The 18,863-nt window shown below is 61.7% G+C and carries 14 protein-coding genes; 9 read left to right on the top strand and 5 right to left on the bottom strand.

The window, feature by feature from the left end; translation table 11 throughout:
• Positions 1 to 111 precede the first annotated feature (111 nt).
• Positions 112 to 2,571 (top strand): EAL domain-containing protein, encoded by a 2,460-nt coding sequence (locus C4K27_RS22300; protein WP_007932218.1) that lies wholly within the window; start codon positions 112 to 114, stop codon positions 2,569 to 2,571.
• 78 nt (positions 2,572 to 2,649) lie between these two features.
• On the top strand, positions 2,650 to 3,402 hold the full coding sequence (locus C4K27_RS22295) for an iron-containing redox enzyme family protein (protein WP_219734992.1): 753 nt from the start codon (positions 2,650 to 2,652) through the stop codon (positions 3,400 to 3,402).
• A 37-nt stretch (positions 3,403 to 3,439) separates the two neighbouring features.
• Here the strand turns inward: C4K27_RS22295 and C4K27_RS22290 are convergent, their stop codons facing one another.
• The 5 genes from C4K27_RS22290 to C4K27_RS22270 all read right to left on the bottom strand — a co-directional run bounded on the left by C4K27_RS22290 (position 3,440) and on the right by C4K27_RS22270 (position 8,282).
• A complete protein-coding gene (locus tag C4K27_RS22290) occupies positions 3,440 to 4,366 on the bottom strand; it encodes a GGDEF domain-containing protein (protein WP_053262197.1) in 927 nt (308 codons plus the stop codon).
• Between the two features lie 366 nt (positions 4,367 to 4,732).
• Entirely contained in the window at positions 4,733 to 5,473 is a 741-nt protein-coding gene (locus C4K27_RS22285; protein WP_007932214.1) for a YciK family oxidoreductase, read from the bottom strand.
• Positions 5,474 to 5,511: 38 nt separating this feature from the next.
• Positions 5,512 to 6,183, bottom strand: coding sequence for an N-acetylmuramic acid 6-phosphate phosphatase MupP (gene mupP / locus C4K27_RS22280; RefSeq protein ID WP_007932213.1), 672 nt, complete (start codon positions 6,181 to 6,183; stop codon positions 5,512 to 5,514).
• A 4-nt stretch (positions 6,184 to 6,187) separates the two neighbouring features.
• Positions 6,188 to 6,886 (bottom strand): bifunctional 2-polyprenyl-6-hydroxyphenol methylase/3-demethylubiquinol 3-O-methyltransferase UbiG, encoded by a 699-nt coding sequence (gene ubiG / locus C4K27_RS22275; RefSeq protein ID WP_053262196.1) that lies wholly within the window; start codon positions 6,884 to 6,886, stop codon positions 6,188 to 6,190.
• A gap of 64 nt (positions 6,887 to 6,950) precedes the next feature.
• Complete coding sequence (locus C4K27_RS22270) at positions 6,951 to 8,282, bottom strand: TRZ/ATZ family hydrolase (RefSeq protein WP_053262195.1); 1,332 nt, start codon at positions 8,280 to 8,282, stop codon at positions 6,951 to 6,953.
• Positions 8,283 to 8,390: 108 nt separating this feature from the next.
• Between C4K27_RS22270 and mtnA the strand changes: the two genes are divergently transcribed.
• From mtnA to cmk, 7 genes are all read left to right on the top strand, one after another.
• Entirely contained in the window at positions 8,391 to 9,467 is a 1,077-nt protein-coding gene (mtnA, locus tag C4K27_RS22265; protein ID WP_053262194.1) for an S-methyl-5-thioribose-1-phosphate isomerase, read from the top strand.
• Between the two features lie 355 nt (positions 9,468 to 9,822).
• Positions 9,823 to 12,492 (top strand): DNA gyrase subunit A, encoded by a 2,670-nt coding sequence (gene gyrA, locus C4K27_RS22260; protein ID WP_007932208.1) that lies wholly within the window; start codon positions 9,823 to 9,825, stop codon positions 12,490 to 12,492.
• A gap of 64 nt (positions 12,493 to 12,556) precedes the next feature.
• Positions 12,557 to 13,642 (top strand): 3-phosphoserine/phosphohydroxythreonine transaminase, encoded by a 1,086-nt coding sequence (gene serC / locus C4K27_RS22255; RefSeq protein WP_025805551.1) that lies wholly within the window; start codon positions 12,557 to 12,559, stop codon positions 13,640 to 13,642.
• Positions 13,642 to 14,736 (top strand): prephenate dehydratase, encoded by a 1,095-nt coding sequence (gene pheA, locus C4K27_RS22250; RefSeq protein ID WP_009045010.1) that lies wholly within the window; start codon positions 13,642 to 13,644, stop codon positions 14,734 to 14,736. The genes serC and pheA overlap by 1 nt, the downstream gene beginning before the upstream one ends.
• A 10-nt stretch (positions 14,737 to 14,746) precedes the next feature.
• Complete coding sequence (gene hisC / locus C4K27_RS22245; protein ID WP_053262193.1) at positions 14,747 to 15,859, top strand: histidinol-phosphate transaminase; 1,113 nt, start codon at positions 14,747 to 14,749, stop codon at positions 15,857 to 15,859.
• Between the two features lie 28 nt (positions 15,860 to 15,887).
• Positions 15,888 to 18,095: a bifunctional prephenate dehydrogenase/3-phosphoshikimate 1-carboxyvinyltransferase gene (locus C4K27_RS22240; protein WP_053262192.1), complete on the top strand. Its 2,208-nt coding sequence runs from the start codon at positions 15,888 to 15,890 to the stop codon at positions 18,093 to 18,095.
• Complete coding sequence (gene cmk, locus C4K27_RS22235) at positions 18,092 to 18,781, top strand: (d)CMP kinase (RefSeq protein WP_007931317.1); 690 nt, start codon at positions 18,092 to 18,094, stop codon at positions 18,779 to 18,781. Before C4K27_RS22240 ends, cmk begins: the two co-directional genes overlap by 4 nt.
• Positions 18,782 to 18,863: the final 82 nt, after the last annotated feature.

The raw sequence follows: 18,863 nt of genomic DNA, 5'->3' as shown, positions 1-18,863 counted from the left end.
CTCGAACGTCACGGCCTGTGCGCTCGAAGCGGCGGAAATTAGCCTAGTCTGTGCTGTCAGGAGCGGTATTTCCTCGGGTGTTCATCTGGCAGTGCTTATGCAAGGGACCTCATGAAGCAAAAGCGGACTCTCGGAACGCCACGGTTATTGGGCATCGTCTGGCCATTTATTGCGGTGGTGTTGTTTCAAGCGCTGTTGGGTGGCCTCAGCTTATATGTCCTTTCGGCGGTACGTGGTTACGTTGCCGGGGAGAGCCTTTGGTCCAAGGGCCAGAAGGACGCCATCTACTACCTCAATCTCTACGCCGACAGCCGCGACGAATCGATCTTTCTGAAGTACCAGAATGCTATTGCCGTGCCTCAGGGCGGGCATGAGCTGCGGGTCGCGCTGGATCAGCAACCGCCCGACCTGAATGCCGCGCGGGCGGGGATTCTCAAGGGTGGCAACCACCCTGACGACAGCGACAGCGTGATCTGGCTGTACCTGAACTTCCGCCATTTCAGCTACCTGGAAAAAGCCATCGACCTGTGGACCGTGGGCGACAGTTATCTGGTGCAGCTCGACAGCGTGGCCCATGAAATGCACCGCAGCATTACCAGCAACCAGGCCTCCGAAGCCGATATCCAGCGCTGGAAGAACCAGATTTTCGCCATCAACGATGGCGTGACGCCCGCTGCCAAGGCCTTTAGTGATGCTTTAGGCGAGGGCTCGCGGGTCATCCTGCGGCTGTTGCTGATCACCAACCTGGCCACCGCGCTGGGGCTGATTGTCCTGGCCTTGCTGCGCACCCATAAGCTGTTGGCCCAGCGTCATGAATTTGCCAGCGCCCTGCAGTTGGAAAAGGAACGGGCGCAGATCACCCTGCAATCCATTGGCGACGGTGTCATCACCACCGACGTGGACGGCGCCATCGCCTACATGAACCCGGCCGCCGAGGAAATGACCCACTGGAAGGCTGAGCAGGCCATGGGGCTGCCGCTGGCGGCCTTGTTCAATCTGCTGGATGAAAATGCCCAGACCGACGGCTTTACCCTGATCGAGCACATTCTCAGTGGCCAGCTCAGTGGTGGTAGCGAGCACTCGAAGCTGATCCAGCGCCTGGATGGCAGCACGGTGTCGGTGACCCTGGTCGGCGCGCCGATCCAGAACGCCGGCAAGGTCAGCGGTACGGTGCTGGTGCTGCACGACATGACCCAGGAGCGCCAGTACATCGCCAATCTGTCCTGGCAGGCGACCCACGACGCCTTGACTGGCCTGGCGAACCGTCGCGAGTTCGAATACCGTCTGGAGCAGGCATTGCACAGCTTGAGCCGGCAACCGGGGCGGCACGCCCTGATGTTCCTCGACCTGGACCAGTTCAAGCTGGTCAACGACACCTGCGGTCATGCGGCAGGGGACGAGTTGCTCCGGCATATCTGCGCCTTGCTCCAGTCGGGCCTGCGCGAGGGCGATACCCTGGCGCGCCTGGGGGGCGATGAGTTCGGCATCCTGCTGGAGAACTGCTCGCCGGAAGCGGCGGAAAAGATCGCCGAAGGCCTGCGCCAGACGGTGCAGAACCTGCATTTTGTCTGGAAGGGCCGGCCCTTCGTCACCACGGTCAGCATTGGCCTGGTGCATGTGGCGCAAACCCCGACCACCCTCGAAGCATCACTGCGGGCAGCGGACATGGCGTGCTACATGGCCAAGGAGAAAGGGCGCAACCGGGTCCAGGTCTATCATGCGGACGACTCGGAGCTGTCCCTGCGGTTCGGTGAAATGGCCTGGGTACAGCGCCTGCATATGGCCCTGGAGGAAAACCGCTTCTGTCTTTATGCCCAGGAAATAGCCGCCCTGGGTCATGTGGACCGGCTCGGCGGGCATATCGAGATTCTGCTGCGCCTGCACGACGAGGCGGGGCGGATGATCCTGCCCGACAGCTTCATTCCGGCCGCCGAGCGTTACGGCCTGATGACCTCCCTGGACCGTTGGGTGGTGGAGAATGTGTTCAAGATCATCGCCGAGTGCATCCGCGAGGAGCGCGAAGGGCCCCTGGCGATGTGTGCGATCAATCTGTCGGGCGCGACCATCGGTGACGAGGCTTTCCTGGACTTCCTGCGCGAGCAGTTCATCGTCCACGGTGTGCCACCGGACCTGATTTGTTTTGAAATCACCGAGACCAGCGCTATCTCCAATCTCGGCAGTGCGATTCGATTTATCAACGAGCTCAAGGGCTTGGGCTGTCACTTTTCGTTGGATGACTTTTGTGCGGGAATGTCGTCATTCGCTTATCTCAAACATTTGCCTGTAGACTTCCTCAAGATCGATGGAAGTTTCGTAAAAGATATGCTGGACGACCCGATCAATCGCGCGATGGTCGAGGTGATCAACCATATCGGTCATGTGATGGGCAAACGCACGATTGCCGAGTTTGTCGAAACACCGCAGATTGAGCAGGCATTGTTGGAGATTGGCGTGGATTACGCTCAGGGCTACCTGATCGAGCGCCCGCAACTCTTCACCTGCGACAGTCTGCAGTGCCGGCCTTCGCGACCACAGCCTCTGTTGTTCAAGGCTCCTGGCACGTTCCGTTGAATCTCTCGCTGATCCGTACCATCACCATCAAAAGGAGCCCCGACAGTGATCGACGCATTCAACAGAACCGGTCCGCTCATGGACGCTGCAAGCTATCCGGCCTGGGCCCAGCAGCTGATCCAGGATTGCAGCGAGAGCAAGCGCCGCGTGGTCGACCACGAACTGTACCAGCGCATGCGCGACAACAAGCTCAGCAACAAAACCATGCGCCAGTACCTGATCGGCGGCTGGCCGGTTGTCGAGCAGTTCGCCCTGTACATGGCGCAGAACCTGACCAAGACCCGCTTCGCCCGTCACCCCGGGGAAGACATGGCGCGGCGCTGGCTGATGCGCAATATCCGGGTCGAGCTCAATCATGCCGATTACTGGGTGAATTGGAGTCGCGCCCATGGCGTGAGCCTGGAAGATCTGCAGGCACAACAGGTCCCACCGGAGCTGCACGCCTTGAGTCATTGGTGCTGGCACACCAGCTCCGCCGACTCATTGATCGTGGCGATCGCTGCGACCAACTACGCAATCGAGGGCGCCACGGGTGAGTGGTCGGCGCTGGTCTGCTCCTCCGGCGTGTATGCGGCGGCCTTTCCCGAAGAAGAGCGCAAGCGGGCGATGAAGTGGCTGAAAATGCATGCCCAGTACGATGATGCGCATCCTTGGGAGGCGCTGGAAATCATCTGTACCCTGGCCGGCATGAAGCCGAGCAAAGCCTTGCAGGGCGAGCTGCGCCAGGCGATCTGCAAGAGTTATGACTACATGTACCTGTTCCTGGAGCGTTGCATGCAACAGGAAAAGACCCCGGCGGCCCGTGAACGGATGGCGCTGGTCGAAGGTTGAATGGCGGCCTCCGATGAAGGCGGCCCCAGCCATTCTCTCAGCCGGCCATCGCCAGGCGGTTGCGGCCTTCGCGCTTGGCCACATACAGCGCGCTGTCCGCACGGCGCAGCAGGCTCTCGGCTGACTCCCCCGGCAGCAGGGTCGAGCAACCCAGGCTGACCGTCAGCTCGATCAACTTGCCATCCGCCCAGTAATCCTTGGCCTGGGCCGCCTGGCGCAGCCGTTCTCCCACCATGGCGGCGGCATCGCGTCCGGTGTTGGACAGCAGGATCAGGAACTCCTCGCCGCCAAAACGAAACACCATGTCGACGTTGCGCAACTGCGCCTTGATGGCCGCGGCAACAGCCTTGAGCACTTCATCGCCGGCGCTGTGGCCGTGGCTGTCGTTGATTCTCTTGAAGTGATCGATATCCAGCATCAGCAGCGACAGTGGGTGCAGGTGGCGGCGGGCCATTTCGATTTCCCGTTGCAGCGTCTGGTCCATGGCGATCCGGTTGCCGGTATCGGTCAAAGGGTCGCGCAGGGCGCTACGGGTCGCGGCCCGATAGAGCAGGGCGTTGCGCATCGGATAAAGCAGGGTGGACAGCAGGGATTCCAGATGGCCCTGTTCCTGGTCGCTGAAACGCTGATTGCGCCGAAATACCAGCTCGCCCATGGTCTCGCCTTCATGGCTCAGGCTGTAGCTGATGGAGTGGTGGCCGCGCTGGCCGAACTCCAGGCGCAGGTCGCTGGGTTTGTGCTGGTAAACCAGGGCATCCAGGGGCACAAGGCGTTGGGTTTCGCGGAAGAACAGGCCGAGAATGCGTTGCGGCTCCAGGCTGGTCTGTAATTGCAGGCTCAGTTGCTGGCGCAACTGGGCAAGGCTGACCGGGCGTTGCAGGAGTGGTGACTGCTGGCCAAAGCCCAGGCGTTGCAATTTGGCGCTATCGAAGTCAATTGCGTTGGTCTGGGTCGGTATTTTCATATGGCGTGAGCCCCTGGGCACGTAATGCAGTCTTACTGGCTGGGTGAGAGCGGCTCATGGCTGCACGTCATACTGTTCCATCAGTCCCGTAGGACAAGCGATCACAGTCTAATCCGCTTTACGGGCCGTTATAAGCCCCGACTCGATCGTCGCTGAGTTTCGCCAATACACTGCCTATTTGGGAGAGATGAGAGCGAAAGTCATGCCATTCGCTTCATCCGATTAAAATGCTTTTGAATTCAGCGGGTTGGCTGACAGTGCCAAGGCTTGGCGTGGCCCGGGGTGGCATTTGTCTGGCGATGGCGGGGTGGAAGACTGCCGGGAAAGGAGTGCCGCGACGGTATTCCGCCGCGGCCAAAGAAAGGATTACTGGGCGTCGAATGCCTGGCCGTTGATCCCGGTACTGTCCGGACCCATGAGGTACAGGTAGACCGGCATGATCTCCTCGGGGGCCGGGTTGTTGCTCGGGTTTTCCCCCGGGTAGGCCTGGGCGCGCATGCTGGTGCGGGTAGCGCCCGGATTGACGCTGTTGGCGCGAACCGGTGCGACGCCGTCGACTTCGTCGGCCAGGGTTTGCATCAGGCCTTCGGTGGCGAATTTCGAAACGCCATAGGCGCCCCAGTAGGCACGGCCCTTGCGGCCAACGCTGCTGGAGGTGAACACCACCGAGGCGTCCTGGGACAGCTTGAGCAGCGGCAGCAGGGTACTGGTCAGCATGAACATGGCGTTGACGTTGACTTGCATCACCCGCATGAAGTTCTCGCCCGACAGCTGTTCCAGCGGTGTGCGCGGACCAATGATCGAGGCATTGTGCAGCAGGCCATCGAGGTGACCGAACTCCGCTTCGACCATGGCGGCCAGTTCGTCGTACTGGTGCGGCAGGGCGGTTTCCAGGTTGAACGGAATCACCACCGGCTGAGGATGGCCGGCGGCTTCGATCTCGTCATAAACCTGGGTCAGGTTGGCTTCGGTCTTGCCCAGCAGCAGTACGGTGGCGCCGTGGGCGGCGAAGGTCTTGGCGGCAGCGGCGCCGATGCCGCGACCGGCGCCGGTGACCAGAATGACCCGATCCTTGAGCAGTTCGGGGCGGGCGGAATAATCAAACATAAAAACCTCGGGAAATCAGAAGCGAAAGCCTGGGCAGATCAGCAGCTGCACAGCGCCTGGTCCAGGACCTGGCGCAGTTCCAGCGGATGGTCGACCACCACGTCGGCGCCCCAGTGCTTGGGATTGTCGTCCGGATGGATGTAACCGTAGGTCACGGCTGCGGTCCTGGTGCCTGCGTCGCGGCCCGATTCGATGTCGCGCAGGTCGTCACCGACGAACAGTACGCTGGCCGGGTCGAGGTCGAGCATCTTGCACGCCAGGATCAATGGTTCTGGATCGGGTTTGCTGTTCTTCACGTGATCCGGGCAGATCAGCAGGGCGGAACGTTCCGCCAGGCCCAACTGCTGCATGATTGGCTCGGCAAAGCGCACCGGCTTGTTGGTGACCACGCCCCAGAGCAGATTGGCCTTCTCGATATCGGCCAGCAGCTCGGCCATGCCGTCGAACAGTTTGCTGTGTACCGCGCAATGCTTGAGGTAACGCTCCAGAAACTCCAGGCGCAGCTCCTCGAACCCCGGGGATTCCGGGTCCATCGAGAAGGTCACGGCGACCATCGCCCGGGCGCCACCGGAGATTTCGTCACGGATATGTTTGTCTGCGATCGGCGCCAGGCCGCGGTCGGCGCGCATGGCCTGGCAGATGGCGATGAAGTCCGGCGCGGTGTCGAGCAGGGTGCCGTCCATGTCGAAAAGAACTGCTCTGATACGCATGGGCTTATTCCTCCCGCAGGGTCTGGATCATGTAGTTGACGTCGACGTCGGTGGCCAGCTTGTAGTGCTTGGTCAGCGGGTTGTAGGTCAGGCCGATGATGTCCTTGACGGTCAGGCCGGCGTCGCGGCTCCAGGCGCCCAGTTCGGAAGGCCGGATGAATTTCTTGAAGTCATGGGTGCCGCGCGGCAGCAGCTTCATGATGTATTCGGCGCCGATGATGGCGAACAGATAGGCCTTCGGATTGCGGTTGATGGTGGAGAAGAACACCTGGCCGCCGGGCTTGACCATGCGAAAGCACGCGCGGATCACCGAGGAGGGGTCCGGTACGTGCTCGAGCATCTCCAGGCAGGTGACGACGTCGAACTGCTCGGGCATTTCCTCGGCCAGGGCTTCGGCGGTGATCTGCCGGTATTCGACGTTCACCCCGGACTCCAGTTGATGCAGTTGTGCCACCGCCAGCGGGGCCTCGCCCATGTCGATGCCCGTTACCGTAGCGCCGCGCTGGGCCATGGCTTCACTGAGGATGCCGCCGCCGCAACCGACGTCGAGGACTTTCTTGCCGGCCAGGTTGACGCGCTCGTCAATCCAGTTGACCCGCAGCGGGTTGATATCGTGCAGCGGTTTGAATTCGCTCTCGCGGTCCCACCAGCGATGGGCGAGGGCTTCGAATTTGGCGATTTCGGCGTGGTCGACGTTACTCATGGGTAATCCTCTGAATCTGGAAAATTCTGGCTGTCGGTCTCGAGCCGGGGCTCGAGGGTTCCTGCTATTCGGTATGGCCGCTGATGCGCCGGCCCCAGGCTGTCGCCGTGGCGTGCAGCTGTTGTTCGTCCAGGCGCGTCAGGCGCCGGTCGTCGAGCAATTGCTTGCCGGCGACCCAAAGGTGTTTCACGCAATCGCGGCCGGTGGCATATATAAGCTGCGAAACCGGGTCATAGATCGGTTGCTGCGCCAGGCCGGACAGGTCAAAGGCCACCAGGTCCGCGGCCTTGCCGAGTTCCAGCGAGCCGATCTCGCTCTCCAGGCCCAGGGCCCGCGCGCCGTTGAGGGTGGCCATGCGCAGCGCCTGGTGGGCATTCAGGGCAGTGGCCGAGCCTGCCACGGCCTTGGCCAGCAGTGCGGCGGTGCGGATTTCGCCGAGCAGGTCCAGGTCGTTGTTGCTGGCGGCCCCGTCGGTGCCTACTGCAACATTGACGCCAGCCTGCCACAGCCGTTCCACCGGGCAGAAGCCGCTGGCCAGTTTCAGGTTCGACTCCGGGCAATGAATGACATTGCTATTGGTTTCTACCAGCAAAGCCAGGTCGTCATCGCTGATTTGGGTCATGTGTACGGCCTGGAAGCGCGGCCCGAGCAGTCCCAGTCGCGCCAGGCGGGCCAGGGGCCGCTCGCCGTGCCGGGCGACGGCCTGTTCCACCTCGAAGGCGGTTTCATGGACGTGCATATGAATGGAGGCATCGAGTTCTTCGGCAATGATCCGGATCTTCTCCAGGTTTTCGTCGCCGACCGTGTAGGGCGCGTGGGGGCCGAAGGTGATCTTGATACGCGGATGATGCTTGAGGTCGCTGAACAGCTCGACGCCCTGGCGGATGGCCTCGTCGGCGCTGTGGGCGCCCGGAATCGGAAAGTCGAGGACCGGAATGGTGATCTGCGCCCGAATGCCGCTGTTGTGCACGCGCTCGCTGGCAACCTTCGGAAAGAAGTACATGTCGGAAAAGCAGCTGATGCCGCCTTTGAGCTGTTCGGCGATGGCCAGGTCGGTACCGTCGCGGACGAAGGCTTCATCGACCCATTTGGCTTCGGCGGGCCAGATGTGGTTCTCCAGCCAGGTCATCAGCGGCAGATCGTCGGCCAGGCCGCGGAACAGGGTCATCGCCGCGTGGCCGTGGGCGTTGATCAGGCCAGGGCTGAGCAGCATGCCCGGCAACTCGCGGACCTCGGCAGCCTGCAGCTTCAAGGCCGCGGCGCGCGGGCCGATGAACACGATGCGGCCGTCGCGGATACCCAGGCCGTGCTCCTTGAGCACCACGCCGGCCGGTTCAACAGGCACCAGCCAGGTCGGCAACAGGAGTAGGTCGAGCGCAACGACAGGGTTCGGCATCGAAGATCGGTTCCAGGGCGTTTGTGGAGGATGGCGAAGTATACCCGAGCGTCTTCGCCGGGGGATCGCTATAATCGGCGGCTTTTGTTCATGAGTGCGGGGTGAGGGATGCGCGATCGACTGTTGGCAGCGGAGAAGGTGAAGGCCATCGATTGGCGGGATGACGCCCTGTATCTGCTCGATCAGCGTATTTTGCCCTTCGAGGAAAGCTGGATTGCCTACACCAGCGCGGCTGGCGTCGCGCAGGCCATTCGCGAAATGGTGGTGCGTGGCGCGCCGGCAATCGGCATTAGCGCCGCGTATGGCGTGGTCCTGGCGGCGCGCGCGCGTTTTGCCGCCGGTGGTGACTGGCAGGCGGCGATGGAAGAAGACTTCGCATTGCTCGCCGACTCGCGTCCGACCGCGGTCAACCTGTTCTGGGCGCTGAACCGCATGCGTGAACGTCTGGAGCGCCTCAAGGGCCACGCCTACCCGCTGGCGGTGCTGGAGGCGGAAGCCCTGGCCATTCATGAAAGCGACCGCGAAGCCAACCTGACCATGGCCCAGTTGGGTGTCGACCTGATTCGCCGGCATCAGGGCAATGCCCAGGCCATCCTGACCCACTGCAACACCGGCGCCCTGGCGACCGGCGGCTTCGGAACGGCCCTGGGGGTGATTCGCGGGGCCTTTATCGAAGGTATGGTCGAGCGGGTGTATGCCAATGAAACCCGTCCCTGGCTGCAAGGCTCGCGGCTGACCGCCTGGGAGCTGGCCAACGAAGGCATCCCGGTGACCTTGAATGCCGACTCCGCTGCCGCACACATCATGAAAACCAAGGGTGTGACCTGGGTGATCGTTGGCGCCGACCGCATTACCGCCAATGGCGACGTGGCGAACAAGATCGGCACCTATCAGCTGGCGGTCAATGCAATGCACCACGGCGTGCGTTTCATGGTGGTCGCGCCGAGTTCGACCATCGACATGGCCCTGGCCAGTGGCGAAGACATTCCGATCGAGGAGCGTGATGGCAAGGAGCTGCTCGAGGTCGGCGGCAAGCGGGTAGGGGCGGATGTGCAGGCCTATAATCCGGTATTCGACGTCACCCCGGCGGACCTGATCGACGCCATCGTCACCGAGAAAGGCATAGTCGAGCGTCCCGACACCGCGAAAATGGCCCAATTGATGTGCCGCAAGCGCTTGCACTGAGATCGTTTTGCAAAAGGTTTCGCTGACGGCTGCCATGGGGTGGTCGTCAGTCCGGGAAAAAATCCGCATTTACGCGCGAAATCAGCCTCTGAGCTTCTCTCGTCTCTTATCAGCCTGTCACCGGTCAACTAACTATGCTCCATGCGCATCAGGGGGATAGGTGCGTGGCGGCGATTGTGATAACATCCGGCGGTTTCCAAGGTGGTCCGAAGTGACCGCCTTCACTGCGCAAATCCATGGCATAACTTGTTGATTTGTCGTAAGTCGGTGCATGGCACTAGGCCTGCAGCGGCGAGCTTCGTTCGTCCCATATGGATGTGACGAAGTTTCACCAGAAAAAGGAATCAGGCTTCTCATGGGCGAACTGGCCAAAGAAATCCTCCCGGTCAATATCGAAGACGAGCTGAAACAGTCCTATCTCGACTACGCGATGAGCGTAATCGTCGGGCGGGCACTGCCTGATGCGCGCGATGGCTTGAAGCCCGTGCACCGGCGTGTGCTGTACGCGATGAGCGAGCTCGGTAACGACTGGAACAAGCCGTACAAGAAATCTGCCCGTGTTGTCGGTGACGTGATCGGTAAGTATCACCCGCACGGTGATACCGCGGTGTACGACACCATCGTTCGTATGGCCCAGCCATTCTCCCTGCGCTACCTGCTGGTAGACGGCCAGGGTAACTTCGGTTCGGTCGACGGCGACAACGCGGCGGCCATGCGATACACCGAAGTGCGCATGACCAAGCTGGCGCACGAGCTGCTGGCCGACCTGCACAAGGAAACCGTGGACTGGGTGCCGAACTACGACGGCACCGAACTGATCCCCGCGGTCATGCCGACCAAGATCCCCAACCTGCTGGTCAACGGTTCCAGCGGTATTGCCGTGGGCATGGCGACCAACATCCCGCCGCACAACCTCGGCGAAGTCATCGACGGTTGCCTGGCGCTGATCGACAACCCGGAGCTGACCGTCGATGAGCTGATGCAGCACATCCCGGGCCCGGATTTCCCGACCGCAGCGATCATCAATGGTCGCGAAGGCATCATCGAAGCCTACCGTACCGGTCGCGGACGCATTTACATGCGTGCCCGCTCGATCATCGAGGACATCGACAAGGTCGGTGGCCGTCAGCAGATCGTTATCACCGAGCTGCCTTACCAGCTGAACAAGGCGCGTCTGATCGAGAAGATCGCCGAGCTGGTCAAGGAGAAGAAGCTCGAAGGCATCACCGAGCTGCGCGACGAGTCCGACAAGGACGGTATGCGCGTAGTGATCGAGCTGCGTCGTGGCGAAGTGCCGGAGGTGATCCTCAACAATCTCTACGCCCAGACCCAGCTGCAGAGCGTGTTCGGTATCAACATCGTTGCGCTGATCGACGGTCGTCCGCGGATCCTCAACTTGAAGGACCTGCTGGAAGCCTTCGTGCGTCACCGTCGTGAAGTGGTGACCCGCCGCACCGTGTTCGAACTGCGCAAGGCTCGTGAGCGTGGTCACATTCTCGAAGGCCAGGCCGTTGCCCTGTCGAACATCGACCCGGTCATCGCCCTGATCAAGGCCTCACCGACCCCGTCGGAAGCCAAGGAAGCGCTGATCAGCACGCCTTGGGAATCCAGCGCGGTGATGACCATGGTCGAGCGTGCCGGCGCGGATTCCTGCCGTCCGGAGAACCTCGATCCGCAATACGGTCTGCGCGACGGCAAGTACTTCCTGTCGCCAGAGCAGGCGCAAGCCATTCTGGAATTGCGTCTGCACCGCCTGACCGGCCTCGAGCATGAAAAACTGCTGGCCGAGTACCAGGAGATCCTCAACCAGATCGGCGAGCTGATCCGCATCCTCAACAGCGCCACGCGCCTGATGGAAGTGATCCGCGAAGAGCTGGAAGTGATTCGCGCCGAATACGGCGATGTGCGTCGCACCGAGATCCTCGATGCCCGTCTCGACCTGACCCTGGGCGACATGATCCCGGAAGAAGAGCGCGTCGTGACCATTTCCCACGGCGGCTATGCCAAGACCCAGCCGCTGGCCGCGTACCAGGCCCAGCGTCGTGGCGGCAAAGGCAAGTCGGCAACCGGCGTCAAGGATGAGGACTACATCGCTCACCTGCTGGTGGCCAACAGTCACACCACGCTGTTGCTGTTCTCCAGCAAGGGCAAGGTCTACTGGCTGAAAACCTACGAAATCCCCGAGGCTTCCCGTGCCGCCCGCGGTCGTCCGCTGGTCAACCTGCTGCCGCTGGATGACGGTGAATACATCACCACCATGCTGCCGGTCGAGGAATACACCGAGGGTCACTACATCTTTATGGCGACCGCCAACGGCACCGTGAAGAAGACCCCGCTGGAATCCTTCAGCCGTCAGCGCAGCGTCGGTCTGATCGCGCTGGAGCTGGACGAGGGCGACGTGCTGATTTCCGCCGCGATCACCGATGGCGAGCGCGAAGTCATGCTGTTCTCCGATGGTGGCAAGGTGACTCGCTTCAAGGAGTCCGACGTTCGTGCCATGGGCCGTACCGCCCGTGGTGTGCGTGGCATGCGTCTGCCGGAAGGGCAGAAGCTGATCTCCATGCTGATTCCGGAAGAAGGCAGCCAGATCCTCACCGCTTCGGCGCGTGGTTATGGCAAGCGCACGGCGATCACCGAGTTCCCTGAGTACAAGCGTGGCGGTCAAGGCGTTATCGCCATGGTCAGCAACGAACGTAACGGCCGCCTGGTCGGAGCGGTCCAGGTGCTTGACGGCGAGGAAATCATGCTGATTTCCGACCAGGGCACCCTGGTGCGCACCCGGGTCGATGAAGTGTCCAGCCTGGGCCGTAACACCCAGGGCGTGACCTTGATTAAGCTGGCCAGCGACGAAACGCTGGTAGGCCTGGAGCGGGTTCAGGAGCCGTCGGAAGTTGAAGGCGACGAATTGGAAGACGAGGATGGCGAGGTGCTCGAGGGCGCCGTGCTGGATGCGGCGACCGACGCGGATGATGCCGTCGAAGGCCAGCAGGCTGACGCCGCGGGCGAAGAAGAGTCGCAAGACTAAATAAATCGTAGCAGGGCAGAGTGTTTGCTCTGTCCGCTACCGTGAATGCATAGCGAGAGTGGATGTGAGCAAACGAGCCTATAACTTCTGCGCAGGTCCCGCTGCGCTACCTGAAGCTGTCCTGTTGCGTGCCCAGGCCGAATTGCTGGATTGGCATGGCAAGGGCCTGTCAGTCATGGAGATGAGCCATCGCAGCGATGAGTTCGTCTCCATCGCCACCAAGGCCGAGCAGGATCTGCGTGATCTGCTGAATATCCCCTCGAACTATAAAGTGCTGTTTCTGCAAGGCGGCGCCAGCCAGCAATTTGCTCAGATCCCTCTGAACCTGTTGCCGGAAAATGGCACGGCCGACTATATCGACACCGGTATCTGGTCGCAGAAAGCCATTGAAGAAGCCTCGCGCTACGGCCATGTCAATGTGGCTGCCACCGCCAAGCCTTACGATTACTTCGCCATCCCTGGCCAGAACGAATGGCAGCTGTCGAAAGACGCGGCCTACGTGCACTACGCGCCGAACGAAACCATCGGCGGCCTGGAATTCCAGTGGATCCCGGAAACCGGCGACGTTCCGCTGGTGGCCGACATGTCTTCCGACATCCTCTCGCGCCCTGTGGATATCTCCCGTTTCGGCATGATCTATGCCGGCGCGCAGAAAAACATCGGCCCGAGCGGCATCCTGGTCAATATCGTTCGCGAGGACCTGCTGGGTCGCGCGCGCGCGCTGTGCCCGACCATGCTCGACTACAAGGTCGCGGCGGACAACGGCTCGATGTACAACACTCCGCCGACCCTGGCCTGGTACCTGTCCGGCCTGGTGTTCGAGTGGCTCAAGGAGCAGGGTGGGGTGGAAGCCATCGCCAAGCTCAATGACGTCAAACAGCGCACCCTGTACGACTTCATCGACGCCAGCGGCCTGTACAGCAACCCGATCAACAAGTCGGACCGCTCGTGGATGAACGTGCCGTTCCGCCTGGCCGATGACCGTCTGGACAAGCCGTTCCTGGCCGGCGCCGATGCACGCGGCCTGCTGAACCTCAAGGGGCACCGTTCGGTAGGCGGCATGCGCGCCTCCATTTACAACGCTGTCGACATCAATGCGGTCAACGCGCTGGTGGCCTACATGGCAGAGTTCGAGAAGGAACACGGCTAATGTCTGAGCAAGAACTCAAGGCACTTCGCCTGCGCATCGATGCTCTGGACGAGAAAGTCCTGGAGCTGATCAGTGAGCGCGCGCGCTGCGCCCAGGAAGTCGCACGAGTAAAGATGGCCTCGCTGGCCGAAGGCGAAGTGCCGGTGTTCTATCGTCCTGAGCGTGAAGCTCAGGTGCTCAAGCGGGTGATGGAGCGCAATCAGGGGCCGTTGGGCAACGAAGAGATGGCGCGGCTGTTCCGTGAAATCATGTCGTCCTGCCTGGCGCTCGAGCAGCCGCTGAAAGTGGCCTACCTCGGTCCGGAAGGTACCTTCACTCAGGCCGCGGCCATGAAGCACTTCGGTCACGCGGTGATCAGCAAGCCAATGGCGGCGATCGACGAAGTGTTCCGTGAGGTGGCGGCGGGAGCGGTGAACTTTGGCGTGGTGCCTGTGGAAAACTCCACCGAGGGTGCGGTCAACCACACCCTCGACAGTTTCCTGGAGCACGACATGGTGATCTGCGGCGAGGTCGAGCTGCGTATCCACCATCATCTGCTGGTCGGTGAAAACACCAAGACCGACAGCATCAGCCGCATCTACTCCCATGCCCAGTCCCTGGCGCAGTGCCGCAAGTGGCTGGATGCCCATTATCCGAATGTCGAGCGGGTGGCGGTTTCCAGCAACGCCGAAGCGGCCAAGCGGGTCAAGGGCGAGTGGAACTCGGCAGCCATCGCCGGCGATATGGCGGCGAGCCTGTATGGCTTGACCCGTCTGGCCGAGAAAATCGAGGATCGCCCGGACAACTCCACGCGCTTCCTGATGATCGGCAACCAGGAAGTGCCGCCGACCGGCGACGACAAGACCTCGATCATCGTTTCCATGAGCAACAAGCCCGGCGCTCTGCATGAGCTGCTGGTGCCTTTCCATGACAACGGTATCGATCTGACGCGTATCGAAACCCGGCCTTCGCGCAGCGGCAAGTGGACCTATGTGTTCTTCATCGACTTCGTCGGCCACCACCGCGATCCATTGATCAAGGGTGTGCTGGAAAAGATCAGTCAGGAAGCAGTGGCACTCAAGGTGCTGGGTTCCTACCCGAAAGCGGTTCTCTGAGGCTTTAACAATGAGTGGCGACTTCCTCGCTCTGGCACAGCCGGGCGTGCAACAACTTTCGCCTTACGTTCCGGGCAAGCCCGTGGACGAACTGGCACGCGAGCTGGATATCGATCCGGCGAAAATCGTCAAGCTGGCGAGTAACGAAAACCCGCTGGGCGCCAGCCCCAAGGCGCTGGCGGCGATTCGCGAAGAACTGGCCGAGCTGACCCGCTATCCGGATGGCAATGGTTTTGCACTCAAGACCCTGCTGGCCGAGCGCTGCGGCGTCGAGCTGGCCCAGGTCACCCTGGGCAATGGTTCCAACGACATCCTGGAGCTGGTCGCCCGCGCCTATCTGGCGCCTGGCCTGAATGCGGTGTTCAGCGAACACGCCTTTGCGGTCTATCCGATCGTTACCCAAGCCGTGGGGGCCGAAGCCCGTGTGGTTCCGGCCAAAGACTGGGGGCATGACCTGCCGGCCATGCTGCAGGCCATCGATGTCGATACCCGGGTGGTCTTTATCGCCAACCCGAACAATCCGACCGGCACCTGGTTCAGTGCCGAGGCGCTGGACGAGTTCCTCCAGGACGTACCGGCGCATGTGCTGGTGGTGCTGGACGAGGCTTACATCGAATACGCCGAAGGCAGCGACCTGCCGGATGGCCTGGATTTCCTGGCGGCCTATCCGAACCTGCTGGTTTCGCGAACCTTCTCCAAGGCCTACGGCCTGGCCGCGTTGCGCGTGGGTTATGGCTTGTCGACTCCGACCGTTGCCGATGTGCTCAATCGCGTTCGTCAGCCTTTCAACGTCAACAGCCTGGCCCTGGCGGCGGCGTGTGCGGCGCTGGAGGATAGCGATTACCTGACTGAGAGCCGTCGCTTGAACGAGGCGGGCATGCAGCAGCTGGAAGCCGGCTTCCGGGGGCTGGGCCTGAGCTGGATCGCTTCCAGGGGCAACTTCATTGCGGTGGATGTCGGGCGGGTTGCCGCGCCGGTGTTCCAGGGCTTGTTGCGTGAAGGGGTGATCGTACGTCCGGTGGCCAACTACGGCATGCCGAATCACCTGCGTGTGACCATTGGCCTGCCGGCTGAAAACACCCGCTTCCTAGAGGCTTTGGCCAAGGTTCTGGCTCGTGGTTGATGTCATTCCAGTGCAACCTGCGGTGCCTATGATCGGTCGCCTGGTGGTGGTCGGTCTGGGACTGATCGGCGGTTCCTTTGCCAAAGGCCTGCGTGAAAGTGGCGTATGTCGCGAAGTGGTCGGTGTCGATCTCGATCCGCAATCGCGCAAGCTGGCCGTTGAGTTGGGTGTGGTGGATCGCTGTGAAGAAGACCTGGCGCTGGCGTGCCGGGGCGCTGATGTGATCCAGCTGGCGGTGCCGATTCTGGCCATGGAAAAGTTGCTGGCGATTCTGGCTGGCATGGATCTGGGGCAGGCGATCCTGACCGATGTCGGCAGCGCCAAGGGCAATGTGGTGCGAGCGGCGACCGAGGCTTTTGGCAGCATGCCGCCGCGCTTCGTTCCGGGACATCCGATCGCCGGTTCCGAACAGAGCGGGGTGGAAGCCGCCAATGGCCAGTTGTTCCGTCGCCACAAGGTGATCCTGACGCCGCTGGAGCAGACCGACCCGGCAGCGCTGGCGGTGGTCGACAAGCTTTGGCGAGAGCTGGGGGCCGATGTCGAGCACATGCAGGTCGAGCGCCACGATGAAGTGCTGGCGGCGACCAGTCATCTGCCGCACTTGCTGGCGTTCGGTCTGGTCGATTCGTTGGCCAAGCGCAGTGAAAATCTGGATATCTTCCGCTACGCTGCGGGCGGTTTCCGTGATTTCACGAGAATCGCCGGTAGTGACCCGGTCATGTGGCACGACATCTTCCTCGCCAATCGCGAAGCTGTCCTGCGCACACTCGATACATTTCGCAACGACCTCGACGCCTTGCGCGACGCGGTCGATGCAGGGGATGGGCACCAGTTGTTGGGCGTATTCACTCGCGCCCGGGTTGCTCGCGAGCATTTCAGTAAAATCCTGGCCCGTCGGGCCTATGTGGACGCTATGAACTCCAATAACCTGATTTTCCTGGCAAATCCTGGTGGCCGCCTGACTGGGCGGATTCGTGTACCAGGCGACAAGTCGATTTCTCACCGTTCGATCATGCTCGGCTCCCTGGCTGACGGTACTACCGAAGTCGAAGGCTTCCTCGAGGGCGAAGACGCCCTGGCGACGCTGCAGGCTTTCCGTGACATGGGCGTGGTGATCGAAGGTCCGCACCATGGTCGTGTGACCATCCATGGCGTCGGCCTGCATGGCTTGAAACCGGCTCCGGGGCCGATCTACCTGGGCAACTCCGGCACCTCGATGCGCCTGCTGTCCGGCCTGCTGGCCGCGCAGAGTTTCGATAGCGTGCTGACGGGCGATGCATCGCTGTCCAAGCGTCCGATGAATCGCGTAGCCAATCCGCTGCGCGAGATGGGGGCAGTCATTGAAACCGCAGCGGAAGGGCGTCCGCCGATGACCATCCGTGGTGGTCACAAACTCAAAGGCCTGACTTACACCATGCCAATGGCCAGTGCCCAGGTTAAGTCATGCCTGCTGTTGGCTGGCCTGTACGCCGAAGGCAAGACCACTGTGACCGAGCCTGCGCCAACCCGCGATCATACCGAGCGCATGCTGCGCGGCTTCGGTTACCCGGTAGCGGTCGACGGCGCCACGGCTTCGGTCGAGTCCGGCGGCAAGCTGCAGGCGACCCATATCGAAGTACCTGCGGATATCTCCTCGGCGGCCTTCTTTCTGGTGGCTGCGTCCATCGCCGAAGGTTCCGAACTGGTGCTCGAGCATGTTGGCATCAACCCGACTCGTACCGGGGTAATCGATATCCTGCGCCTGATGGGGGCTGATATCAGCCTGGAAAACCAGCGTGAGGTCGGCGGCGAGCCTGTGGCAGACCTGCGGGTTCGCGCGGCGAAGCTCAAGGGGATCGAGATTCCGGAAGAGCTGGTCCCGCTGGCGATCGACGAATTCCCGGTGCTGTTCGTTGCCGCAGCCTGCGCTGAAGGGCGTACCGTGCTGCGTGGCGCCGAAGAGTTGCGGGTCAAGGAGTCCGACCGCATCCAGGTGATGGCCGATGGTTTGCTGGCCCTGGGTGTCAAGTGCGAGCCGACGCCGGACGGTATCATCATCGATGGCAGCCAGATTGGCGGCGGCGAAGTGCACGGGCATGGCGATCACCGTATCGCCATGGCTTTCAGCGTGGCTTCATTGCGTGCCAATGCGCCAATCCGCATCCATGACTGCGCCAACGTTGCCACGTCCTTCCCGAACTTCCTTGCGCTATGCGCACAAGTCGGCATTCGTGTTGCGCAAGAGGCCCAGTCGTGAACATCAAGGCGCCAGTCATCACCATCGATGGGCCAAGCGGCTCGGGCAAGGGCACCATTGCCGGGATTCTGGCCAAACGCTTGGGCTGGTGCCTGCTGGATTCCGGTGCCTTGTACCGCTTGCTGGCTTTTGCCGCGCGCAATCATGGTGTCGACCTGACCAATGAGGAGTCGCTGAAACTGCTGGCGGCTCATCTGGATGTGCAATTCGTCGGAGCGACCGAAGGTCATCCGCAACGCATCATTCTGGAGGGTGATGACGTCACCGACGACTTGCGCAACGAGCAGGTCGGCGCCTGGGCCTCCCAGGTTGCGGCGCTGCCGGCCGTGCGCGATGCGCTGTTGCAGCGTCAGCGAGCTTTTCAGGAGCCGCCGGGGCTAGTGGCCGATGGGCGTGACATGGGGACAGTGGTATTTCCCGATGCGCCCCTGAAGATATTCCTCACCGCAAGTGCCGAGGAGCGCGCGCGCCGTCGCTACTTGCAGTTGAAGGGAAAAGTCGATGGTGTTAGTCTGTCGAGTCTGCTAGATGAGATTCGTGCGCGCGATGAGCGCGACACCCAGCGAGCAGTCGCCCCGCTCAAACCGGCGGTTGACGCTATACAGCTGGATTCCACGGAGTTGTCCATCGAGCAGGTGCTGGAACGCATTCTGAGCGAAATCGCCATTCGCGATATCGCCGGGTGACCAAGGAGGAGCGCAGGGGACCAGTCATAGTCCTGCGGTCCTTCTTTTATATGAACGTAACCCACATTGTCTGGGATGTGGC

Origin of the sequence: Pseudomonas chlororaphis subsp. chlororaphis, assembly GCF_003945765.1 — a bacterium.
GTDB lineage: Bacteria > Pseudomonadota > Gammaproteobacteria > Pseudomonadales > Pseudomonadaceae > Aquipseudomonas > Aquipseudomonas chlororaphis.
Note: the sequence above shows the minus strand (reverse complement) of the source record. Positions and strands in the feature narration are given on the sequence as shown.